The organism is Amycolatopsis sp. NPDC059657 (assembly GCF_042734395.1).
Classification (GTDB): Bacteria; Actinomycetota; Actinomycetes; order Mycobacteriales; family Pseudonocardiaceae; genus Amycolatopsis.
Map to the genome: position 1 here is coordinate 1 of NZ_JBHWEB010000022.1, position 22,549 is coordinate 22,549.

Below are 22,549 nucleotides of genomic sequence, written 5' to 3' on the forward strand. Positions count from 1 at the left end.
GGAGTGGTATGGCCGGTTAGAACCGGCCGTACCACTCACGACTCCAGAAGCCTGCGCAACTCCGCGACATCCACCCCGACCAGGGAGTCGCGGAAGATCCGGCGCGGGCCCTGGTCGACCGGGACGTCGTTCGGGATGACCAGGACCGTGCAGCCCGCGGTGGCCGCCGACGCGGCGCCGGGCGGCGAGTCCTCGACGGCGACACACAGCTTGGGGTCGACGTCGAGGAGCTGCGCGGCCAGCAGGTACGGCTTCGGGTGGGGCTTGTTGAGGCCGCTGACCTCGTCGCCGCAGACGGTCACGTCGAAGAACTCACGGCCGATCGTGTGCAGCGCGAGTTCGGTCAGCGAACGCTCGGTCGAGGTGACCAGCGCGGACGGGATGCCCGCGTTCCGCACCGCCGCCAGCGCCTCCTGGGCGCCGGGGCGCCACGGGAGCGCGTCGTCGAAGAGCCCGGCCGTACGGTCGCGGATCCACTCCCCCGTCGACGCGATCGCCTCCGGGGTCGCCGGCTTGCCGCACACCTCGAGCAGGTAGCTCGAAGTGTCATTCATGTTGGACCCGACCAGCGTCATCCGCTGCTCTTCCGAGATGGTCCCGCCGAGCCACTCCGCGCACTCGTACAGCGCCACGTCCCAAAGCTTTTCGGAATCGACCAGCGTGCCGTCCATGTCCCACAGCACGGCGGACAATTCGCTCACATTCACTCCTAGGTGTTGAAGTACTTGGCTTCGGGGTGGTGGCAGACGATCGCGTCGGTCGACTGCTCGGGGTGCAGCTGGAACTCCTCGGACAGCTTGACGCCGATCCGCTCCGGCTCCAGCAGCTCGACGATCTTCGCCCGGTCCTCGAGATCGGGGCAGGCGCCGTAGCCGAGCGAGAACCGCGCGCCGCGGTAGCCGAGCTTGAAGAAGTCCTCGACGTCTTCGGGGTCCTCTTCGGACAGTGCGACGCCGCTGGAGAAGCGCAGTTCCTGCCGGATCCGGCAGTGCCAGTACTCCGCGAGCGCCTCCGTGAGCTGCACGCCGAGGCCGTGCACCTCCAGGTAGTCCCGGTAGGCGTTGGCGGCGAACAGCTCGTTGGCGTAGTCGGCGATCGGCTGGCCCATGGTCACCAGGGTGAACGGGACGACGTCGACCTCGCCGGCCTCGAGTGCCAGCTCGCGCGGGCGGTAGAAGTCGGCCAGGCACATGCGACGGTCACGCTTCTGGCGCGGGAAGGTGAACCGGGTGCGCTCCGGCGCGTCCGGCGACGGCTCCGTCAGCACGACGAGGTCGTTTCCGTCGGCCACGCAAGGGAAGTAGCCGTAGACGACGGCCGCGTGCTGCAGCAGGCCGTCGGTGGCGAGGCGGTCCAGCCAGTACCGCAGGCGCGGCCTGCCCTCGGACTCGACGAGGTCCTCATAGGACGGTCCGCTGCCGCCGCGCGCGCCCTTGAGGCCCCACTGGCCCATGAACGTCGCGCGCTCGTCGAGCATCGACGAGTAGTCGGCCAGCGGCACGCCCTTGATCACCCGGTTGCCCCAGAACGGCGGCGACGGCACCGGCACGTCGGTCGCGACGTCCGAGCGGGCCGGCTGGTCCTCGATGGGATCTTCGGCTTCCAGCTTGGCTTTGCGCGCTTCGGCGATGCGCAGTGAACGCTCACGGCGCGCCTTGCGCTCGGCACGCTTGGCCTCCGCCTCGGCGTCGATGATCGGCGACTCGCCGCGCTTGGCGGCCATGATCGCGTCCATCAGCCGCAGGCCCTCGAACGCGTCGCGGGCGTAGCGGACGTCCCCGAGGTACATCTCGGTGAGGTCGTTCTCCACATAGGACCGGGTCAGCGCGGCGCCGCCCAGCAGCACCGGCCAGCGCGCGGAGACGCCTCGGGAGTTCATCTCCTCGAGGTTCTCCTTCATGATCACCGTGGACTTGACCAGCAGGCCGGACATGCCGATCGCGTCGACGTTGTTCTCCTCGGCCGCTTCGAGGATCGTGGTGATCGGCTGCTTGATGCCGAGGTTGACCACCTCGTAGCCGTTGTTGCTCAGGATGATGTCGACCAGGTTCTTGCCGATGTCGTGCACGTCGCCGCGCACGGTCGCCAGCACGATCCGGCCCTTGCCGCTGTCGTCTTCCTTCTCCATGTGCGGTTCGAGGAACGCGACGGCCGCCTTCATCACCTCGGCCGACTGCAGCACGAACGGCAGCTGCATCTGCCCCGACCCGAACAGCTCGCCGACGGTCTTCATGCCGGACAGCAGTGTGTCGTTGATGATCTGCAGCGCCGGGCGCTCCTTCAGCGCCTCTTCGAGATCGGCGTCGAGCCCGTTGCGCTCACCGTCCACGATGCGCCGCTCCAGCCGCTCGAACAACGGCAGCCGCGCCAGTTCCTCGGCGCGCGAGGCCTTGCTCGACGCGGCGCTGACACCCTCGAACAGGGCCATCAGCTCCTGCAGCGGGTCGTAGCCCTCGCGGCGGCGGTCGTAGACCAGGTCGAGCGCGACGGCGCGCTGCTCGTCGGGGATCCGCGCCATCGGCAGGATCTTCGACGAGTGCGCGATCGCGGTGTCCAACCCGGCCTGCACGCATTCGTGCAGGAACACGGAGTTCAGCACCTGGCGCGCGGCCGGGTTGAGCCCGAAGGACACATTGGACAGTCCGAGCGTGGTCCGCACGTCCGGGTACAGCTTCTTCAGCTCGCGGATCGCGTTGATCGTCTCCAGCGCGTCCTTGCGGACCTCCTCCTGCCCGGTGGAGATCGGGAAAGTGAGGCAGTCGACGATGATGTCCTCGACCCGCATGCCCCAGTTCTGGGTCAGGTCCTCGATCAGCCGCTTGGCGATCCGGACCTTCCACTCGGCGGTGCGCGCCTGGCCCTCTTCGTCGATGCACAGCGCGACCACGGCGGCGCCGTGCTCCCGCACCAGCCGCATGATCTTCTGGAACCGCGAATCCGGCCCGGCGCCGTCCTCGTAGTTGACCGAGTTGACCGCGCAGCGGCCGCCGAGCTGCTCCAGGCCGGCCTGCAGAACGGCGGGCTCGGTCGAGTCGAGCATGATCGGCAGCGTCGACGCGGTCGCCAGGCGACCGGCCAGCTCGGCCATGTCGGCGACACCGTCGCGGCCGACGTAGTCGATGCAGAGGTCGAGCATGTGCGCGCCGTCGCGGGTCTGGTCGCGGGCGATCTCGACGCAGTCCTCGAACCGGCCGTCCAGCATCGCTTCGCGGAACTTCTTGGAGCCGTTGGCATTGGTGCGCTCGCCGATCATCAGCACGCTGGCGTCCTGCTGGAACGGCACCGCCTGGTACAGCGAGGACACCCCGGGCTCGGGGCGCGGGCGGCGCACGGCCGGCTGGAGGTCGGCGACGGCCGCGACCAGCTGGCGGATGTGCTCGTCGGTGGTGCCGCAGCAGCCGCCGACCAGCCCGACGCCGAACTCGCGGACGAAACCGGACAGCGCCTCGGCCAGTCCTTCCGGGCCGAGCGGGTAGACCGCGCCGTTCGGGCCGAGCTCGGGCAGACCGGCGTTCGGCATCACCGAGAGCGGGATGCGGGCGTGCCGGGAGAGCTGGCGCAGGTGCTCGCTCATCTCGGCGGGGCCGGTGGCGCAGTTGAGGCCGATCAGGTCGATGCCGAGCGGCTCCAGCGCGGCGAGCGCGGCGTTGACCTCGGTGCCGAGCAGCATCGTGCCGGTGGTCTCGACGGTGATCGAGGCGATGATCGGGACCTGGCGGCCTTCGGCGGCCATCGCGCGGTGCGCGGCGATGATCGAGGCCTTGGTCTGCAGGATGTCCTGGGTGGTCTCGACGAGCACCGCGTCGACGCCGCCTGCCAGCAGGCCGCGGACTTCCTCCTGATAAGCGTCACGCAGCGTGACGAAAGGGGCGTGCCCGAGCGTCGGCAGCTTGGTGCCGGGGCCGACCGAGCCGAGCACGAACCGAGAACGCTCCGGCGTGGAGAACTCGTCGGCGACCTCGCGGGCGAGCCTGGCGCCCTCGATCGACAGCTCGAAGATCCGCTCCGGGATGTCGTACTCGGCGAGGTTCGCGAAGTTCGCGCCGAACGTGTTGGTCTCGACCGCGTCCGCGCCCGCCTCCAGATACCCGCGGTGCACGCTCTTCACGACGTCGGGCCGGGTGACGTTGAGGATCTCGTTACAGCCCTCCAGCCCTGCGAAATCGTCGAGCGAGAGGTCGTGGGCCTGCAGTGCGGTCCCCATCGCACCGTCGGCCACCACGACACGGGTTCGCAGTGCGTCGAGAAGCGGTGACGAAACACGATTGGACATACCCACCAGCTTACGGTGGCCTGGTCGTAGGCTGGTCAAGTGAGTGAGCCCGTCGACGAGACCCAGCAGCGCGAGAACGAGGACGCTGAGCGCCCAGACTTCACCGGCCCGATCATGATCATCGCCTTCGAAGGATGGAACGACGCAGGTGACGCGGCCAGCAGAGCCGTCGAGCACCTGCAGCTCAACTGGGATGCGACGCCGCTGGCCGAGCTGGAGCCAGACGACTACTACGACTTCCAGGTGAGCCGCCCCACAGTCCGCATGGTGGACGGGGTCACCCGGAGAGTGGACTGGCCGACGACCCGGCTGTCGACCTGCCACCCGGAGGCGCTCGACCGTGACGTCGTGCTGGTGCAGGGACCCGAGCCCAACATGCGCTGGCGCGCGTTCTGCGCCGAGCTGCTGGAGCACATCGAGCAGCTGAAGGTGTCCACCGTGGTCACGCTCGGCGCGCTGCTCGCCGACACCGCGCACACCCGGCCCGTCCCGGTGACCGGTACGGCCTACGACGCCGAGGCCGCGACCCGGTTCGGCCTCGAGCGCAACCGCTACCAGGGCCCGACCGGCATCGTCGGCGTGCTGCAGGACTTCTGCGTGCAGGCCGGCATCCCCGCGGTGTCGATCTGGGCCGCGGTGCCGCACTACGTCTCGCACCCGCCGTCACCCAAGGCCACGCTCGCGCTGCTGCACAAGCTCGAGGACGTCCTCGACGTCGAGATCCCGCTCGGCGCGCTGCCCGAGCAGGCCGAGGAGTGGCAGCGGACGGTCAGCGAGATGGCCGAGGAGGACGACGAGATCTCGGAGTATGTCCGCTCGCTCGAAGAGCGCGAGGACGAGAACAACGAGGTCAACCCGGAGGATGTCAGCGGCGACAAGATCGCCGCCGACATCGAGCGCTACCTGCGCCGCCGCCGTCCCGGCCAGGAGGGCTTCGGTCCTAAGTAGGCCAGTCGAACGCACGGGCGGGGTTGCCGACGAAGAAGTCCTTCACGGCGGCCTCGCCCAGTTCTTTCTCCAGGCCGGGCTTGATGACCTTGAGCAGGTGCGGCATCCCCGGCTTGCCCCGCGCGGCCGCCGTGGTGGTGTCGCCGCCGAGCAGCACCTGGGTCGCGTGACCGGCTTCGGCGAGCGCGATGAGCGCGTCGAACAGCCGCCAATCGGTCGCGTGGTTGGCCCGGCTCGGGCCGTCGAAGGCCAGGAACGCGCCCGCTTCGGCGGCCCGGCGGTGCACCCGGAGGTCCGGCGACCGGTTGAGGTGCCCGAGAATCACACGATCGGGTGGAACCTCCAGTCGTCCACAGAGGAGTTCCAGCACGTCGAGCGCGCCGGTGCCGAGTTCCAAGTGGACACCGATGGGTGCCCCGGTCGCCTTCTGCGCCTCGGCGGCGGCGGTCATGGTCGCCACGGCGTGCTCGTCGAGCCCGTGGAAGCCGCCGGCGACCTTGATCATGCCCGCCTTGACGCCGGCGCCCTCGATACCCTGCGTGAGCTCGCCGGTGAAAATCCGGCCCAACTCGTTTTTCACCCGCGCGAGGACCTCAGGTGGCGTGAACTCGGCCGCGTGCAGGCCGGTCGCGGCGATCACGTGCACCCCGGCGGCCTTCGCCACCCACGGCAGGTCGCCGGCCCGGCGGCCGAGCCCGTACGGCGTCCACTGAGCCACGGCTCCCCCGCCGAGCGCCCCGAACGCCTTGAGCTCCGCGGTCGCGGCGTCGGGGTCGTCGAGCTCCTGCCCCGGCAGCTTGGGCGTCGCCATGAAGAGATGGTCGTGTGCGTTGCAGATGCCGAGTTCATCGGCCGGAATGTCCCCCAGGACGGTCCTGATCACGAGCCCAGCGTACTGGGAGTCGTGAGTGTTCCCGACGGTTCCATTTGGGCGGAAAGTCAAAGGTGGCATGCTTCGGACCCGCCGATGAAGGCCCCCTTCACCAAGTTCGGGTTGGTGAAGGGAGCCTTCACCCAGCTATGCGTGGTGAACTAGGCCCTCATCCGGCGGTGCCTGGGTGGTGCGCCACCTTGGCCCTTCCGCTCGCATAATCGTCGCGAAGCGAGGGTCCCCCCGAGTGGGTACTACGCACCCAAGGGCCCCCTCGCTTCATGGCCACCTGAGGCTGAGCGCGCCTCGCCGCATCTGGCTTTCCGCGCAATAGCCGGCCATACACTCACGACTCAGTTGAAGACGCGGATGACGTGGTTCATCCAGTTGGCCTGGCCGTACAACGAGCGGATGTGCACGCTCTTGCCGTCGCGGGGCGGTGCCGACTCGAGGAGCTGGTTGCCGCCGAGGTAGAGGGCGACGTGGGTGGTCGACTCGGAATCGTCGCCGTCGCCCCAGAAGATGAGGTCGCCCGCCTTCATCTGGCTGACCGGCACGCGGGTGCCCGCGTTGTACTGCTCGCCCGTCCAGTAGCCGAGGTCGACGCCCGCGCCCTTCCAGAACGCGTACAGCGTCAGGCCGGAGCAGTCGAAGCCGAAGCGCTGGTAGTCATCGCCCTGTGCGGGGTCGTTGTCCGGGTAGTGGTGGATGCCGTAGGACGGGCCACCCTTGCCGCCGCCACCCCACGCGTAGTCGTAACCCTTGCCCACCATGGACTTCGCGGCCGCGATGACGCGGGCGATCTTCTCGGCGGAGGTGCCGGTCGCCGGGCCTGCCGGGCCGGTGTTGCGGCCGTGCTCGCCGGTGTTGGCCGGTGACTCGCCGTCGGTGTCGCAGCGGGGAATGCCTGGCACGTAAGCGTTCGCGACGTACTGGTCGGGCACCCAGAGCGCGTCGGTGGTGTAGTCCCAGATCGTGCCACCCGCGGTGGCCTGGCACTGGACCGGCACCGAGGCTCCTGCGAGGTACTTGTCGACGACCGCGCCGGGCGCGGTGGACGGGTCGCCCTTGTGGACGCGGCCGTTGAGGTCGACCTTGGCGGGGAACGACTTCGGCAGCACGCAGCGCGGTTGCGCGACGCCATTGGTTTCCACGTAAGCGCCGGGGATCCAGTAACCGTCGGAGGTGAGGTCCCAGACCGTGCTGCCGCCATAGGAGGGCCCGGTGTCCTGGCACACCAGTGAAACCTGGGTACCCGCCGGGTACTTGTCGGACACGCGCTGCGTGCCGACCGGGACGTTCGGGTCCTTGACCGTGCGACCGTCCAAAGTGGTCTTGACCGAGTAGGACTGGGCGGCGGCCGCGCCTGGCACCAGCCCGCCTAGGCCGATGCCCGCGACGAGCAGCGCGAGCGCGATCTTCCTTGCTGACATATTCCTTCTCCTGTAATGGAAAAAGGGGCCGGTGACCACTCGGTCACCGGCCCCTCTAGTGGTGCGTGATCACCAGCTGGACGGAACGTACGCCCAGCCGAGGTAGTCGCTGCGGGACTCGTAGCTGCTGGTCTGGTAGACCGACGGCCCGGTGCTGATGGCCGTGCCGCCGCCGAGCGCGAGCATGATGTGCCCGTTCACGGTGGTGCTGGTGAAGAACACCGCGGTGCCCGCCGGTGCGTGCGTGCCGCGGTGGATGCGGCCGTTGTTCTTCTGCCACTGGTAGTGCGTGGTCGCCGAGGCGAACCGGCCGCTGGTGCCGAACGCGCGCTCGACGAACAGCTCGCACTGGTTGTTCCAGTCGGTGTGGCCGAGACGGGCCTTGGCGAACGCGATCGCCTCGTTGGCGCGCGGGTCGGCCCCGTCGCTGGAGGACGGCGGCTTCAGGCCATCGGTGTCGCAGTGCGGGAGGCCGGAGACGAAGCCCTCGGTGCCCGTCTTGACGAACTCGTCCGGAACCCAGAGGTTGTCGGAGGTCTTGTCCCAGATCTCGTCGCCGGCGGTGGCCTGGCAGACGACCGGGACGGACGCGCCTTCCTTGTACTTGTCCGCGACACTGCCCGGCGCGGTCGCCGCGTCACCCTTGTTCGCGCGGCCGTTCAGGTCGGCCTTGGCGGGGAACGACTTCGGGAACGAGCACTTCGGGGCGACCATCGAGGTCGAGCCGGTCTTGACGTAGGTGTCGGCGACCCAGACACCGTCGGTGGTGAGGTCCCAGATGGTGCTGCCGCCGACCTCGGGGCCGGTGTCCTGGCAGGCCAGCGTCACCATGGTGCCCGAGGTGTAGAAGTTCGAGATGCGCTGCTTGCCGACCGCGACGTTCGGGTCCTTGACCGTGCGACCGTCCACAGTGGTCGAAACGGGGTAGCTCGACGCCGCCTGCGCCGTCTGCGCCCCCACACCGAGACCGGTCACGAGCATGGCGAAACCGGTCGCTGCGACAGCGGCTCTGATGCTTGTCTTCACTTCTGCTCCTTGAATTTCCGAGGTGCCAAGAGCTTCACAGCCGCTCGTACAAGAGGCGTACAACCCGGGAACCGCGCATCTTGTACACCTCTTGTACGTCGCCGACCGAGGCTGAAAGCACCGGAAAAGGACTACAGAGGAGTAAAAGGTGAAATTCACGCGGACAGCGTTCGGCCTCGCGGCCGGGCTCGTCGCGGCGGCGGCGATGACCGCGGCCGTGGCGCCCGCCGCACAGGCCGCGGTCGGCAACACGGTGGTGTTCAAGCAGAACAGCGAGGGCTACGACTGTTTCCGCATCCCGTCGGTGGTCAAGGCGAAGAACGGCGACCTGCTCGCGTTCGCCGAAGGACGCAACGGCGGGGCCAGCTTCTGCAACGACCACGGCGACATCGACCTGGTGATGAAGAGATCGTCCGACAACGGCAAGACCTGGAGCGGCCCGCAGATCGTCATCGAGGGATTCGGTGACACCAAGGGAAACCCGACCGCGGTGGTCGTCCCGTCCACCGGGCGGGTCGTGCTGCTCTCGACCATGGAATGCGTCAAGAGCCCTTCGTGCGGGCGGGTGCCGCGCGTGCAGCACAGTGACGACAACGGCAAGACCTGGACCGTGCCCAAGGTGCTGACCCAGCAGCTCGGGTTCGCCGAGGCGCCTGGCTGGCTCGCGACCGGGCCGTCGCACGGCATCGTGCTCACCAAGGGCGCGCACGCCGGGCGGATCGTGGCCGGAATGAGCTATTCGACCGGTTCGAAGGGCACCGGATCGCTGGTCTACAGCGACGACCAGGGCGCGAACTGGAAGCGCGGCGCCACCGACATCAGCGCCAGCACCGGGCTGAACCCGCAGGAGATCAGCGTCATCGAGCTCGCGGACGGCCGGGTCTACGCCGCCGCGCGCAACGACGCCAACAACGACAACAAGTGCCTGGCCGACGGCACACAGAACCGGGCATACGCCATCAGTTCGGACAGCGGCGCGACGTTCTCGACGAAGTTCACCTTCGAGAAGGACCTCATCACGCCGAAGGTGCAGAGCTCGGTCATGCGGATGAGCGGGCCGTACAACCGGCTCGTGTTCGCCGGACCGTCCGTGTGCGACCGTCGCAAGGAACTCGTCGTGCGCTCCTCGTTCGACGAGGGCGGCAGCTGGCAGAGCAAGTCGGAAGGCACGCTGGTGTGGGGCGAGGACGCCGCGTACTCCGACATGGTGCAGCTCGGCGCCGGCTCGGTCGGGGTGCTCTACGAAGCGGGCCCGTCCACGCCGACGCCCAACGCGAACGAGACCATCCGGTTCTCCACGGTCACCGACGAACTGCTGGGCGCGCCCGCCTGCGGGCACGGCTACGGCGTCATCGACTCCGCGCCGCTGGGCACGGAGGGCACCGTGTACCTGTCCTACAACGCGGCGAACGGCAACAACTGCGTGAGCACCATGAAGAAGGCCAACGCGGGCACGCCGACGGCGACCTCGGCCTACCTGGAGGTCGCGGGCTCCGCGCGGAACACCGACTCCGGTTCGTTCTCGTACTTCGCCGGGCCGGTCAAGGCGCCCGCCGGCAACAAGTGCGTGAAGTGGGGCGGCTCGGCGGGTGGCGTGAAGTACGACAGCCCGTCCGAGCACTGCGGCTAGACGTTTGCTCCCTTCCGGCTTCGGGTAATTCTCGATCAAAGCCCGTGACGGAAGGGAGCAGCCGTGCCGCAGCAGGCCTGGAGTGACAAACGTGAACGCCAGTACCAGCACATCAAGGACTCCACGAAGAAGCGCGGCGCGAGCGAAGACCGCGCAGAGGAGATCGCCGCGCGCACGGTGAACAAGAACCGCGCGCGGTCGGGCGAGTCCAAGACGGCCAGCAAGTCGTCAGTGCGGGACAAGTCGCCGCAGAAGCGCGGTGGGCAGCGCTCGCACCAGGGCGCAGGCGGCCCGACGAAGGACCAGCTCTACAACGAGGCGAAGAAGCGCAACATCAAGGGCCGCTCCAGCATGACCAAGAAGGAACTCCAGAGCGCGCTCGGGCGGTGAAAATGACGAAGCGGGCTTTATCCCGACGATAAAGCCCGCTCCGTCGGGCTCGCGTGGACACAAGACACGGGCACACCCCCGACGGGCGCCCGGTTTCGCGCACGCGGGGCTAGGCGGCCACGGCGCGGAGCCAGCCGGGGATCGGCTGGTTGCGCTCACCGCAGATGTCGAGCAGTTCGAGGGTCCAGCACAGGACGTGGACGAAGACCAGCCGCATCTCGGCAGGGCCGGGGACGGAGGCGACGACGTCGAGCTGCAGATCGGCGTCGGCGGGCCGGTCATGGGCATAGGCCAGCATCACCCTGGTGGCGGCGCGCTGGGCCGGTTCGAACTCGTCGATCGAGATCCGGCCGCCGTCGACGTCCTCACCGTCGATCACGAACAGCGGCATCCCGTCGGACGGCAGCTCGACCAGCGAACGCAGCATCTCGACGTTCGCGACCGCCAGCTGGCGGATCCCCTCGCGGGCGAGCTGCTCCGACCCGGTGGTCAGGCAGTCACAGAGCAGCACGGCTTCCTGATCCGCGCCGCGCCGGGCCGCGGCCACCGCGCCGACGAGCATCGCGCGGAGCTGTTCGTCGTTCATGTCTTTCACCCGGCTTTCGTCGGCAGTCAAGCCGGTGGTGCCCAGAGACGCGCGATCACAAACGTCCTCCGGCGAAAAAGTTGTCAAGAAGCCCGCAGAGCCGCCTCGAGATCGGCCCGGTTCATCTTCGATCGGCCTTTTATACCCTTCTCGCGGGCGAGTTTGTCCAGGTCAGCCTTGGTCACGTCCGACAGGTCCCCGCTCGCGCCCTTTCTGCCCCGCACACTGCGCGAAAGGGCGTCGAACAGGTCGACGACACCGGTGGCCTCCCTCGGTTCCGCCTCGGGCTTGACCTTCCGGCCCGCCTTCTTGTCCTTGATCAGCTTGCGCACCCGCGCGGTGTAGCCGTCGCGGTAGTCCCCTGGCCGCCAGTCGTCGGTCATCGAGTCGATGAGGCTCACGGCCATGTCGAGCTCCTTGGGCTTGGGCTTGGGCTTGGCGGCCTTCCTGGGCAGCACCTTGGCGGGATCGCGCAGGTCGGCGGCGAAATGCAGGGTGCTGAGCAGCAGCAGCGCGTCCTGGGCCCTGACCAGAGCGAGGTACTCCTTGCCGCGCATGACGAACTTCGCGACGCCCGCCTTGCCACTCTTCGCCATGGCCTGGGCCAGCAACGCGTACGCCTTGCCGAACTCGTCCTTGGACGGCGCGAGCCAGTACGTCTTGTCGAAGTACATCGGGTCGATCTCGGCCAGCTCGACGAAGGTTTCGATGTCGAGCGTCTTGGACCGGCCCGGCGCGATGTCGTCCAGCTCGCCGGGCTCGATCAGCACATAGTCGCCGTCGTCGAGCTCATAGCCTTTGACGATGTCGTCGTAGCCGACCTCTTCGCCGGTCTTCTCGTTGACTCGCTGGTAGCGGATGCGGGCGCTGGTGCCACGCTCGAACTGCCGGAAGTGCACGGTGTGGTCCTCGACCGCGCTGAAGAGCTGGACCGGCACGGTCACCAGGCCGAAGTTCAGCGCCCCGCTCCAGATCGGCCTGGCCATCGCTACCTCCTCGGGCGCTCCCGCACCACGTCCGCAGGCTTCTTGTCGGCACGCAACCCCAGATAGCGCGGGTGCCGCAGCTTGCCCTCCGGGGTCCACTCGGCGAACTCGATCTGCGCGACCAGCTCCGGGCGTACCCAGTGCGCGCCCTTCTCGCGCACCGGATCGGCGAAGGGCGGCTTGGCCTGCTCGAGTCCTTCGAGCTCGGCGTGCAGCGAGAGCAGGGTCCGGTCGTCGAAACCGGTGCCGACCTTTCCCGCGTACCGCAGCGCGCCGTCTTGGTAGTAGCCCAAAAGCAGTGCGCCGAAACCCCGGCGGGCGCCCTGCGGGTCGGTGAAGCCACCGAGCACGAACTCCTGGCCGGACGAGCATTTGAACTTCAGCCAGTCGGGTGACCGTCCAGGGCGGTACGGCGAGTCCGCGCGCTTCGCGATGACGCCTTCCCAGCCCTTGCCGCAGGCTTCGGCGAAGAACTGCTCGCCGTCGGCGTTGCGGTGATTCGCGTACCGCAGCGGATCCTCGAAGTCGAAGGCGTCCTTGAGCAGCGCCTTGCGCTGGCGCAGCGGCAACGTGGTGGTGTCGTACTTGTCGAAGTACAGCAGGTCGAAGAGGTAGTAGTAGACCTTGATCCCGGTGGCGGCCGCGCGCTCGGGATCGGTGAGGTGGATCCGCGGCTGCAGCTTCGCGAAGCTGGTCTGCCTGCCGTCGAACGCGACGATCTCGCCGTCGGCGACGAACCGCGGCCCGCCCTGCGCGGCGAGCGCCTCGACGATCTCGGGATACGCGCCGTCCATGACCTTCTTGGTGCGCGACCAGAGCACGGGGGTGCCGCCGTCACGCGAGCAGATCGCGCGGACGCCGTCCAGCTTGCGTTCGAACAGCCATCCGGCCGAGGAGAACCGCCGGTCGGTGAGCGTCGCGAGCACCGGTTCACGCCAGCCGGGACCGGTCATGATGCCTCCTCGGGGGTCGGTCGAGGTCAGTACACCACGTCCTTTGTGCACACTCCCGAGATAAACCTCGCCAGTACGTGTCAGCGGTTCCACGACTGGGTATAGCCCCCGCATGGAGGCAAGGCATGAGAAGACCCCGGACAGCATCGACGAGCTACTCGACGAGGTGGTCGAGCTGCGAGTCCCGGCCCACGCTGGTCAGCTGTCGCTGGTCCGCATGCTCGCGCAGGGCATGGCGGCGCGCGCGGATTTCCACCTCGACGCCATCTCGGACGCCAAGATGGCGGTCGACGAGGCTTGCGCGGAGCTGATCGAGCAGGCCGACCTCGGCGCCACACTCAGGTGCCGGTTCCGGCCCGTGGCCGGTGGCCTGCACGTCACGGTCTCGACCACCACCCTGCAGACCGAGGCGCCCAGCACCAGCTCCTTCGGCTGGCATGTGCTCACCACACTGACCGAGTCGGCTTGGAACTCCATCGAGCCGGGTGAAGGTGCCAGTTCCGTGGTGATCATCGAGTTCGTTCTCAGCGCGGGGACAGGTGCGGTGTGAACGCTGAACGGGAAATGACCCGCCAGCGTCGCGACGAGTACGCCCACTGCGTCCCGCTGCTGGAAGAACTCGGCGCACTCGACCCCGACGATCCGCGCCGCGACGCGATCCGGAACCGGCTCGTCACCGAGTTCCTCCCGGTCGCCGAACACATCGCGTACCGATTCACCGGCCGTGGCGAGCCGCGCGAGGACCTGTTGCAGGTCGCGCGGATCGGCCTGATCAACGCGGTCGACCGCTTCCAGCCCGACCGCGGCAGCGACTTCCTGTCCTTCGCGGTGCCCACCATCATGGGCGAGGTCCGCAGGCACTTCCGCGACACCGGCTGGGCCGTGCGCGTCCCGCGCAGGCTCAAGGAGTTGCACCTCTCGCTGAGCCAGGGCTCGAGCGCGCTTTCCCAACGCCTCGGCCGCGCGCCGACCCCGAGCGAGCTGGCCGAGCACCTCGGCCTCGACATCGACGAAGTGCGCGAAGGACTGCTGGCGGGCAACGCCTACCAGACGCTTTCGGTGGACAAGCCGATCTTCAGCGACTCCGAGACGATGTCGCTCGCCGACACCCTCGGCGAGGACGACCTCGACCTGGTCAACGTCGAGAACCACGAGGCACTGCAGCCGCTGCTGCGGGAGCTGCCCGCGCGTGAGCGCTCGATCCTCGTGATGCGGTTCTTCGGCAACATGACCCAGACGCAGATCGCCGAGAAGATCGGGATCTCGCAGATGCACGTCTCGCGCCTGCTTTCGCAGACCCTGGACCAGCTGCGCGGCAAGCTCACCGGCGACGCCTGACCCCAGGCTCGTTCAGGGGACGTGAGCGAGTCGGTCGGGCCGTCGTCGACGGCCCGACCGCGAGCATCTAACGTCCACAAAGGACTCAACGGGCTGAATTTCGCCCCGCGATGTCGCATTTGCCTGCTTTGCGGGGTGGGGTGGACGGAATGAACGGGGCGTATGCGTCGCTCAGCGTTGCGAACGCCCCGTTCGCAACGTTCAACCGCCCTGCGGCACCCGCCGAGCAGCGGGTTTGACCAACCTGCCCGCCCCAGCCGCCGGAACACTCACGAGTCGTTAGCCCTTGGTCACGGCGGGCAGTTTCTTCCACTGCGTTCGGAACTCGCGTTGCTTCGCGTGCGCGAGTTCGGTGTTGTGGCCGTGGAGTAGGCCGTACGTGAACGAGTTGTCGCCGTCTCGGAAGGCGCCGATGGCCAGGCGGTACAGGGTTTCGCGAGTCACGACCGTGTCCTGGTGCTCGCCCAAGGTGCTTTGCACCGCCTTGACCTTCTTACGCCACTTGCCGAGCTTCTTGCCCAGCACCGGCCGCACCGCGTCCGCGGCGTAACGCGCACGCTTCGCCTTCTTGCGTGTCTCGTGCAAGGCGGTGTCGAGATCGGAGGATGCGTCATGTGTCGCCGCTTCAGCACGCTCGAGCTTGGCGCTCGCCTCGCGCACAGCCTTGCGCAACTCCTTGCGCGCGGGGCGACGGGCTCGCTTGGTCAACGGCGGCGATTCGAGCACATCGTCCAAAGTGGACAGCAACGTGAGGTATCGCTTGCTGTTCAACGCTTCCACCGCACGTGTCCGTCCCTCCTCGCTCTCGCGCGAGAAGTGCCGGACGAGCAGCTGCCGCACGCGCCCGAGTACGAACTCCGGTGGCAGCTCGTCGAGCTGCTTGTTCAGCGTCGCGGCCATGACCTCGGTGTCGCGGGCCGGGCCCAGCTCACCCGCGAGCCACTTGAGCTCGGCGGAGAGGGACTCGGGCACGTCGATGATCTTCTTGAACGTGCGGAACGCGCCGCGGAGCCTGCGGGAGGCGACGCGCATCTGGTGGACGGCGTCGTCGGTGTCCCTGCGGACGCCGATGTCGTTGCGGCGCAGGTGGTCGAACTGCTCGCGCAGGTACCCGAGCACGACCGCGCCCGCGTCCGGTTTCTTGCCGATCTTGACCGGCCGCCGCTTCGGGACCAGCTCGCCCACGAGCCTGCGCACCTTGGACGGGTACTTCGACGCGGACGCGCCCGAGGGCACCAGCGCCCTGTCGAGGTCGTCGAGCAGGCGGGGTTCGGCGCCCTCTTCGAGTTCGACCTCGAGTTCGCGCCAGCTGTCGATGTGCGCCACCGCTCCCCCGGCCTCGCCGGTGACGTGGTCGTCGGTGAGCGTGGCGAGCACGTGACCGTCCGCGTCGGCCAGCCGGTAGGAGAACCGGTCGGTCTTGAGATGCGCGATCGGCACCAGGCGCGAGCCTGCCGTGTACGCGGTCACCAAGCGTGCGAGACGGCCAGGGACCTTCGACGGGTTGTTGCGGCGCAAGGGCACCTGGAGTTCTTCACGGGCGTCGGCCGAGACCGGAAGCTTCAGGTGCCAGCCCGCGTCATCGCCGCCGGTGCGGCGGCGCAGGGTGATCCCGGCGCGGGCGAGCCGGTAGTCCTCGGTGTCGAAGTAGGTCGCGTCCAGCAGTTGCTCGACCGGACCCTCTTGCCGCACCACGGCTCCGGCACCGGCGAGTATCGGTACCTGGCCGCCGGCACCCAGGTCGTATTTGCGTTCCCGTTCCATCTGGCTGACGGGTGCTGCCATGGGACTCCTTCCGTTCTCAGAGGCGGAACCAGGCCCTGATCACCGTGCTGCCCGGCACCGAGTAGACGCGGACCAGGTCCGCGAGCTGGTTGACGAGCAGCAGGCCCCGCCCGCCGAGCTGGCCCGGCTGGGCGGGCGACTTGCCTGCCAGCGGGTCGGTCAGATGGCCGTGATCCGCGGACTCGCACACCAGATGACCGTCCTCGTGCCAGATGCGGATCGACGCGCGGTCACGGGCGTGCACGATGCTGTTCGCCGCGAGCTCGCTCGCCACCAGCACGACGTCACCGACCCGGTCTTCGCCGAGTCCGGCCAGCCGCGCGTGCTCGGCGGCGAACACGCGCAGTGCCTTGAGCCCGTTCAGATCGACCGCCAGCGAAAAGGCCTCACCCGGTTCGGGGAACGGCGTGTTGTAGCCGGTGATGATCTCGTCAGGTGCGTAGTGGCCGCTCTCGTGCTCCCCCGACACGTCGATGACGACGGGATGCGTGCGCAGCGCGTCTTCGAGTACCCGCGCCTTGAGCCGGTCCGCGTCGTACGGGCACAGGATCGTCACAGCACGCCCGGTGAAAGCGTGGTTGATCAAGGCCTCGTGCGCGGCGCAGGCCGGGTATTCGCTCTCGGACCGGTCCGGCCAGATGGGCTCGCCGATGATCCGGACGCGCGAGTTCTGGTGCTTGTCCGCGAACGCGCGCAGCACACCGGGGATGATCCGTCCGGGGTTGCGGCCTTCCTTGGTCATGTCAAGCAGCAGCACGTCGTCCGCCGCGTCACCGAGACCGCCGCGGATGAGGTCCAGATTGGGTCCCGGCACCGAGACGGCGACCGGCTCGCCGAGTGCCAGGCCGTCGAGTATGAACGGGACCGTCCCCGTCAGGTACTCCCGCGGCCCGCGGTAGAACAACGCGGGATGGACGAACGGGTTCGCGGCCGCCTCCACAGTCGCCGTGCTCGTCACTGATACCACCCTCTCTCTGCCCCACGTGTACCCCTGCCCGTACGAGATCAACCATGTGGCTTCCCACACGGTGATGTGGTTCGCTGACGGCGATGGAGTTCGAGTCGGTGGTCGACCAACTGTACGCGGGTGAACCGTCGGAGTTCATCGCCGCGCGGAACGCTCATGCCCGCGAGGCGAAGACCGGCGGTGACGCCGGTCTGGCCGAGCGGATCCGCGCGCTGCGCAAGCCGACCGCGGCTGCCGCCGTCGTCAACTGGCTGGCCAGGACCCATCCCGAAGCACTCGGCGAACTCGCCGCGCTCGGCGAGAAGCTCCGCAAAGCACACGCCGAACTCGACGGCGGAGAACTGCGCGTGCTCACCAGGCAGCGACATGAACTGGTCGGCCGCACGCTCAAGCTCAAGCCGTCGCTGAGCGAGCCGGTCGCCCGTGAGGTCGAGGCGACGCTCGAAGCCGTCGTCGCCAACCCCGATGCCGCCGAAGCGGCCGCCGAGGGTCATCTCACCGCCGCGCTGCAGCCGGACTCCGGAGATCACTGGCTGACCGCCGCGACCGTCGAGCTCCCCCGGCGGCCCAAGCTCAAGCTGGTGCCGAAGCCGGTCGAAAAGCCGAAAGCCAAGCAGAAGCCGAAGGCGGAGGACCCTGTCGCGCAGCGGGAACGCGAGCGGCGGCGGCGCGAGGCGGAAGAACTGGGCAAGGCACGCGACACGGCGCACGTCGAACTCACCCGCGCACGAAGAAAAGCCGACCGCGCCGCCGAGGCGACGGCCGCGCTGCGTGAACGGCTCGCCGAGGCCGAAGCGGCCGAGCGGGAAGCCGGGCAGGCACTCGACGCCGCGCAGGCGGGCTACGACGCGGCGCAGGCCGCCGTCGACGCCCACTGACCGTCCACTCCGGACTGATCGGCCGGATGGCCCGCCCGTCGCTAGGATGACCCGCATGGCGATCCGCGTGGTACTCGTCGAGGACCACGACATGGTGGCCGAGGCGATCGGGCTCGCGCTGGAGCGTTCGGGCATGGAGATCGTGGCCAGGGCGCGGTCCATCGCGACCGCGCTGACCGAGACCGCCCGCTGCCGTCCCGATGTCGTGGTGCTGGACCGGCGGCTGCCGGACGGCGACGCCGTCGGTGCCATCGCCGACCTCGAAGCGGCGGGCTCCAGGGTGCTGGTGCTGACCGGCGAGGCGACCGCGGCCGTCGCCGCCAGGGTCGCCGAAGCGGGCGGCGCGGGCCTGGTGCTCAAGTCGTCGCGGCTCGACGAGCTCGAATCCGCCGTCCGCCGGGTCGCCGCCGGCGAGGTGGTGTTCGCGCCGAGCCTGCTGGGCGGGGTGCTCGACCGGCTGACCGGCCGGGCGCGCGTCGGGGCGCTGACCGCGCGCGAACAGGAGACCCTCGTGCTGCTCTCGCAGGGCTCGGACACCGCGCAGATCAGCGAGCGGCTCGGCGTCGCCAGGAACACCGCGCGCAATCACGTCCAGCGGGTGCTGGAGAAGCTCGGCGCCCGCTCCCAGCTGGAAGCGGTGGCGATCGCCCGCCGCGAGGGCCTGGTCGACTGATGCAAATGCACTAGTCGAGGGGTGACCGTCGCATCTCGCGCGCGCGAGGCCCCGTGCCGCACAGTGCCCTCATGGACAACCGGTCTCGCTCGCGGCAGGCGGAGCTCCGCCTCTCCGGCGACCAGACCACGCTCGTCAGGAGCTTCGTCCGCGACATGCTGACGGCCTGGCGTTATGCCGGTGAACACGAAGATGTCGTGCTCGTCGCGTCCGAGCTGGTCACCAACGCGTTCGCGCACGGCGGCGGCACGCCGATGCTCCGGCTGAGCGGCACCCCGTGGCACGTGCGCGTCGAGGTCGCCGACGCCACCACGCACCCGCCCCGGATCCGCAAGTCCGGCAGCGACGGCGGCTGGGGCCTCAAGCTGGTCGAGAACCTGAGCACCAGGTGGGGCTTCACGCCCGCCGATCACGGGAAGGTCGTGTGGTGTGAGTTCACTCCGGCCCTGGTACCCGTCGAGGCCGAAGCCTGATCGCAGCCTCGCGGCCTGCCACCGGGCGCTGATCGTGCCAAGCTACGGTATGCCAGCTGACGGCCACGAATCAGCGCTGAACCTGCTCGTCCAGAATGTCGTGGACTACGCCATCTTCCTGCTCGACCCCGGTGGCCACATCATCACCTGGAACACGGGCGCCGAGCGCATCAAGGGCTACCGCGCCGAGGAGATCATCGGCAAGCACTTCTCCACCTTCTATCCGCCCGAAGACATCGCCGCCGACAAACCCGGCCGCGAACTCGAAACCGCCATCGCAGAGGGCAGCCTCGAAGACGAGGGCTGGCGCCTGCGCAAAGACGGCACCCGCTTCTGGGCCAACGTCATCATCACGGCGCTGTTCGACGAGACCGGCGAGCTGCAGGGCTTCGGCAAGGTCACCCGCGACCTCACCGGACGCCGGGCGACCGAAAACGCGCTCAGGGAGAGCGAGGAACGCTTCCGCCTGATGGTGCAGGGCGTGGTCGACTACGGCATCTTCATACTCGATCCCGGCGGCCACGTGGCCAGCTGGAACGCGGGCGCCGAGCGCATCAACGGCTACACGGCGGGCGAGATCATCGGCAGGCACTTCTCCACCTTCTATCCGCCGGAAGACATCGCCACCGACAAACCCGGCCGCGAACTCGAAACCGCCATCGCGCGAGGCAGCCTCGAAGACGAAGGCTGGCGCCTGCGCAAAGACGGCACCCGCTTCTGGGCCAACGTGGTCATCACCGCGCTGTTCGACGAGACCGGCGAACTCCGCGGCTTCGGCAAGGTCACCCGCGACCTCACCGAACGCCGGGTGGCCGAGAGCGCGCTCGGCGAGCGCCGCCGCCTGCTCACGCACCTGGTCGAGGCACAGGAACGCGAACGCCGCCGCATCGCCTGGGACGTGCACGACGACTCGATCCAGGCGATGGTCGCCGTCGGCATGCGGCTCCAGCTGCTCGCCGCCCAGCTGCCGGAGCACAGCGCCAGGCTGACCCAGCTCGACGAGGCCGTCACCGGCACCATCGGCAGGCTGCGCAACCTGGTGTACGGGCTGCGCCCGCCCGCCATCGACCGGCACGGGCTGGTGGCCGCGCTCACCAGCTATCTGGACGACGTGGTCGGCCCGTCGGGACTGCGGTTCGGCCTGACCCACGCGCTGGCGGCCGAACCGTCGGCCGCGACCGCCATCACGATCTTCCGCATCTGCCAGGAGGCGCTGGTGAACGTGCGTAAACACGCGGACGCGAGCAGTGTCGAGCTGACACTGACCTCGGAGGACGACGGCATCCGGGTGCGGGTCATCGACGACGGCGTCGGCTTGACCGAGCAGGTGGCGAACGCCGCGAAAGAGCATTTCGGGCTGATCGAGATGCGCGAGCGGGCCGAAGCCGCCGACGGTTGGTGGACGGTGCGGGGCGCACCGGGCGAGGGCACCACGGTCGACTTCTGGGTACCGTCCCCCGGAAAGCGGCCATGACCCGGCTCAGCGTGCTCGTCTCGGACGACGACCCGATGATCCGCGAGGCACTGCGCGACGTGCTCGACGCCGAGCCCGACTTCGACGTGATCGCGACCGCGAGCGACACCGACGAGGCGATCGAGCTCGCCGCGCGGTTCACCCCCTCGGTCGTCGTGCTCGACGTCCGGATGCCGGGCGGTGGCGGGACAAGGGCCACGCGGGAGATCCGGGTGCGCTCGCCGCGCACGCGGATATTGGCGTTCTCCGCCTACAGCGACCTCGGCATGGTGCGGGAGATGGAGAAACTGGGCGCCGCCGAATACCTCGTCAAGGGCGTGACCAACGCGGAGATCGTCGCCGCGGTCCGGCGGCTGGGGTCGGCTAGTCCGGGTTAGCGACGGCCCGCACGGCGTCGTCGACCGTCGGGTGGACCGCCAGCAGCTCGTCCAGCCCGGTCACCCGCATCGGCACCAGCACCTCGCGGCTCGCCGCGACCACCGCGAAGGGCACACCGGCGGTCTTGGCGCGGTCCTCGGCCGCGACCAGCGCGCTCAACCCGCTGGATCCGAAGAAGGTGACGCCGGACAGGTCGGCGACGAGGCCGGTGGGGACGGGCTCGAGGGTGCCGGTGAGCGCCTGCTCGACCGTGGCCGCGCTGACCAGGTCCACTTCGCCGGACACCCGCACGACGCAGACCGTTTCCATCCGGCTGATCCGGATGAGCACGTCATCGCCAGGCGGCGGCAGCGGCTCGGTGGGCATACCTGTCTCCTCCCGGCTGAGGGGCACGATAGCGCCGCCGCGCCACCGCTCACAACCAAGCCGGTCACAGCTTGGGCACGCCTGGTCACCCGCGCCGTGGTTTGGGGTGTGACCGGCAGGGGAACCTGTCATGGCTATGGACGAAAGCGCACTGGCCGCGCGATTCGCGGACCTCACGAGAACACTGCTCGATGCCACCACCGTGGCAGGCGCGCTCGAGCGGATCGTGCTCGCCACCTGTGAGCTCGTTCCCGGCGCCGACCTGGTGAGCGTGACGCTGCGCGGCGACGACGGCTCCTTCCACACGCCGGTGGAGACCGAGCCCGCCGCCACCGAGCTCGACCAGCTGCAGTACAAGTTCGGTGAGGGCCCCTGCCTGGACGCGGCCCGCGCGCCGGGACCCGCGGTCGGCCAGAGCGACGACCTGGCCGCGTCGGCCACCTGGCCCCGTTTCGGCCCGGCCGCCGCCGAGCGCGGCTACCACTCGGCACTGGCGACGGCGCTGATACCGGACGCGAAACCGCCGAGGCTCAGCGGCGCGCTCAATATCTTTTCCTCTCGTAAAGCCGCTTTCACGCAATCGGACGCGAACATCGCGCTGCTGCTCGCCACCCACGCCTCGCTCGTACTGGCACACACGCGGGCGCTGGAACTCGCCGGGCTGCAAGCCGAGCATCTGCGCAAGGCACTCGACAGCCGAGACGTCATCGGACAGGCGAAAGGAATCCTGATGCACCGGCGCGGTGTCGACGCGGAAAAGGCATTCGACATCCTGCGCGCCGCTTCGCAAGAACTCAACGTCAAACTCGCCGAGCTCGCCAAAACTTTGGCGACCCGGCATCTGGACCTTGACCTGTGAAAGAAAAACAAGGTTTGAAGCGCCGGGAAACCGGGCATTCCCGCTGTAGACAGTCCCCACTGGAAAAGGACTCGAAAAGTGATCACTCTCGGAGTCATTCTCTTGATCATCGGATTCCTCACCGGGATTTCGATCATCTGGACGATCGGTATTGTTCTCGTGGTGGCAGGACTCGTCCTGGCACTGTTGGGCCGCACCGGCACCATGGTCGGCGGCCGCGCGCACTGGTACTGACACACCGGATCCCCGCGGCGGAGGGCCG

23 protein-coding genes are annotated in these 22,549 nt (G+C 68.7%); 12 read left to right on the forward strand and 11 right to left on the reverse strand.

The window, feature by feature from the left end; all coding sequences use genetic code 11:
- Positions 1–35: 35 nt before the first annotated feature.
- Both ACFV15_RS14660 and metH read right to left on the reverse strand, forming a co-directional pair.
- Positions 36–701 carry an HAD family hydrolase gene (locus tag ACFV15_RS14660; RefSeq protein ID WP_378350866.1) on the reverse strand — a complete coding sequence of 222 codons (666 nt, stop codon included), beginning with the start codon at positions 699–701 and terminating at the stop codon, positions 36–38.
- 8 nt (positions 702–709) lie between these two features.
- A complete protein-coding gene (gene metH / locus ACFV15_RS14665; RefSeq protein WP_378350868.1) occupies positions 710–4,273 on the reverse strand; it encodes a methionine synthase in 3,564 nt (1,187 codons plus the stop codon).
- A gap of 39 nt (positions 4,274–4,312) precedes the next feature.
- Here metH and ACFV15_RS14670 point away from each other — a divergent pair, with 39 nt between their 5' ends.
- Positions 4,313–5,221, forward strand: a complete 909-nt coding sequence (locus ACFV15_RS14670; protein WP_378350870.1) for a PAC2 family protein — start codon at positions 4,313–4,315, stop codon at positions 5,219–5,221.
- On the opposite strand, the gene ACFV15_RS14675 is transcribed toward ACFV15_RS14670, so the two are convergent.
- The 3 genes from ACFV15_RS14675 to ACFV15_RS14685 all read right to left on the reverse strand — a co-directional run bounded on the left by ACFV15_RS14675 (position 5,214) and on the right by ACFV15_RS14685 (position 8,551).
- On the reverse strand, positions 5,214–6,104 hold the full coding sequence (locus ACFV15_RS14675; protein ID WP_378350872.1) for a phosphotriesterase: 891 nt from the start codon (positions 6,102–6,104) through the stop codon (positions 5,214–5,216). The two genes, ACFV15_RS14670 and ACFV15_RS14675, sit on opposite strands and share 8 nt — an antisense overlap.
- A 341-nt stretch (positions 6,105–6,445) precedes the next feature.
- A complete protein-coding gene (locus ACFV15_RS14680) occupies positions 6,446–7,525 on the reverse strand; it encodes a C40 family peptidase (RefSeq protein WP_378350873.1) in 1,080 nt (359 codons plus the stop codon).
- A 69-nt stretch (positions 7,526–7,594) separates the two neighbouring features.
- Positions 7,595–8,551 (reverse strand): hypothetical protein, encoded by a 957-nt coding sequence (locus tag ACFV15_RS14685; RefSeq protein WP_378350875.1) that lies wholly within the window; start codon positions 8,549–8,551, stop codon positions 7,595–7,597.
- A gap of 148 nt (positions 8,552–8,699) precedes the next feature.
- On the opposite strand from ACFV15_RS14685, the gene ACFV15_RS14690 reads away from it, so the two are divergent.
- Together ACFV15_RS14690 and ACFV15_RS14695 are read left to right on the forward strand one after the other, a co-directional pair.
- Positions 8,700–10,181 carry an exo-alpha-sialidase gene (locus tag ACFV15_RS14690; protein ID WP_378350877.1) on the forward strand — a complete coding sequence of 494 codons (1,482 nt, stop codon included), beginning with the start codon at positions 8,700–8,702 and terminating at the stop codon, positions 10,179–10,181.
- Between the two features lie 63 nt (positions 10,182–10,244).
- On the forward strand, positions 10,245–10,571 hold the full coding sequence (locus ACFV15_RS14695) for a plasmid stabilization protein (RefSeq protein WP_378350879.1): 327 nt from the start codon (positions 10,245–10,247) through the stop codon (positions 10,569–10,571).
- Positions 10,572–10,680: 109 nt separating this feature from the next.
- Here the strand turns inward: ACFV15_RS14695 and ACFV15_RS14700 are convergent, their stop codons facing one another.
- The 3 genes from ACFV15_RS14700 to ligD form a co-directional block, all read right to left on the reverse strand.
- Positions 10,681–11,157, reverse strand: coding sequence for a hypothetical protein (locus tag ACFV15_RS14700; protein WP_378350881.1), 477 nt, complete (start codon positions 11,155–11,157; stop codon positions 10,681–10,683).
- Between the two features lie 83 nt (positions 11,158–11,240).
- Positions 11,241–12,143, reverse strand: coding sequence for a Ku protein (locus tag ACFV15_RS14705; protein ID WP_378350883.1), 903 nt, complete (start codon positions 12,141–12,143; stop codon positions 11,241–11,243).
- A gap of 2 nt (positions 12,144–12,145) precedes the next feature.
- A complete protein-coding gene (gene ligD / locus ACFV15_RS14710) occupies positions 12,146–13,096 on the reverse strand; it encodes a non-homologous end-joining DNA ligase (RefSeq protein ID WP_378350884.1) in 951 nt (316 codons plus the stop codon).
- A 112-nt stretch (positions 13,097–13,208) separates the two neighbouring features.
- Here ligD and ACFV15_RS14715 point away from each other — a divergent pair, with 112 nt between their 5' ends.
- Together ACFV15_RS14715 and ACFV15_RS14720 are read left to right on the forward strand one after the other, a co-directional pair.
- Positions 13,209–13,646 carry an anti-sigma factor gene (locus ACFV15_RS14715; RefSeq protein ID WP_378350886.1) on the forward strand — a complete coding sequence of 146 codons (438 nt, stop codon included), beginning with the start codon at positions 13,209–13,211 and terminating at the stop codon, positions 13,644–13,646.
- Positions 13,647–13,660: 14 nt separating this feature from the next.
- Positions 13,661–14,434, forward strand: coding sequence for a SigB/SigF/SigG family RNA polymerase sigma factor (locus ACFV15_RS14720; protein WP_378350888.1), 774 nt, complete (start codon positions 13,661–13,663; stop codon positions 14,432–14,434).
- Positions 14,435–14,713: 279 nt separating this feature from the next.
- On the opposite strand, the gene ACFV15_RS14725 is transcribed toward ACFV15_RS14720, so the two are convergent.
- Entirely contained in the window at positions 14,714–16,219 is a 1,506-nt protein-coding gene (locus ACFV15_RS14725) for a CHAD domain-containing protein (protein WP_378350890.1), read from the reverse strand.
- A 16-nt stretch (positions 16,220–16,235) separates the two neighbouring features.
- Complete coding sequence (locus ACFV15_RS14730; protein ID WP_378350892.1) at positions 16,236–17,177, reverse strand: anti-sigma factor RsbA family regulatory protein; 942 nt, start codon at positions 17,175–17,177, stop codon at positions 16,236–16,238.
- Positions 17,178–17,269: 92 nt separating this feature from the next.
- Here ACFV15_RS14730 and ACFV15_RS14735 point away from each other — a divergent pair, with 92 nt between their 5' ends.
- The 5 genes from ACFV15_RS14735 to ACFV15_RS14755 all read left to right on the forward strand — a co-directional run bounded on the left by ACFV15_RS14735 (position 17,270) and on the right by ACFV15_RS14755 (position 21,061).
- Positions 17,270–18,064 (forward strand): hypothetical protein, encoded by a 795-nt coding sequence (locus tag ACFV15_RS14735; protein WP_378350894.1) that lies wholly within the window; start codon positions 17,270–17,272, stop codon positions 18,062–18,064.
- A gap of 55 nt (positions 18,065–18,119) precedes the next feature.
- Positions 18,120–18,737 (forward strand): response regulator transcription factor, encoded by a 618-nt coding sequence (locus ACFV15_RS14740; protein WP_378350895.1) that lies wholly within the window; start codon positions 18,120–18,122, stop codon positions 18,735–18,737.
- A 71-nt stretch (positions 18,738–18,808) separates the two neighbouring features.
- On the forward strand, positions 18,809–19,210 hold the full coding sequence (locus ACFV15_RS14745) for an ATP-binding protein (protein WP_378350897.1): 402 nt from the start codon (positions 18,809–18,811) through the stop codon (positions 19,208–19,210).
- On the forward strand, positions 19,167–20,684 hold the full coding sequence (locus tag ACFV15_RS14750; RefSeq protein WP_378350899.1) for a PAS domain S-box protein: 1,518 nt from the start codon (positions 19,167–19,169) through the stop codon (positions 20,682–20,684). Before ACFV15_RS14745 ends, ACFV15_RS14750 begins: the two co-directional genes overlap by 44 nt.
- A complete protein-coding gene (locus ACFV15_RS14755) occupies positions 20,681–21,061 on the forward strand; it encodes a response regulator transcription factor (RefSeq protein ID WP_378350901.1) in 381 nt (126 codons plus the stop codon). Before ACFV15_RS14750 ends, ACFV15_RS14755 begins: the two co-directional genes overlap by 4 nt.
- Here ACFV15_RS14755 and ACFV15_RS14760 read toward each other — a convergent pair.
- The gene (locus tag ACFV15_RS14760) at positions 21,048–21,428 is read right to left on the reverse strand and encodes an STAS domain-containing protein (RefSeq protein WP_378350903.1); all 381 of its coding nucleotides are present in this window, start codon (positions 21,426–21,428) and stop codon (positions 21,048–21,050) included. The two genes, ACFV15_RS14755 and ACFV15_RS14760, sit on opposite strands and share 14 nt — an antisense overlap.
- A gap of 130 nt (positions 21,429–21,558) precedes the next feature.
- On the opposite strand from ACFV15_RS14760, the gene ACFV15_RS14765 reads away from it, so the two are divergent.
- Positions 21,559–22,287, forward strand: coding sequence for a GAF and ANTAR domain-containing protein (locus tag ACFV15_RS14765; RefSeq protein ID WP_378350905.1), 729 nt, complete (start codon positions 21,559–21,561; stop codon positions 22,285–22,287).
- Positions 22,288–22,365: 78 nt separating this feature from the next.
- On the forward strand, positions 22,366–22,521 hold the full coding sequence (locus ACFV15_RS14770) for a DUF6131 family protein (RefSeq protein WP_378350907.1): 156 nt from the start codon (positions 22,366–22,368) through the stop codon (positions 22,519–22,521).
- Positions 22,522–22,549: the final 28 nt, after the last annotated feature.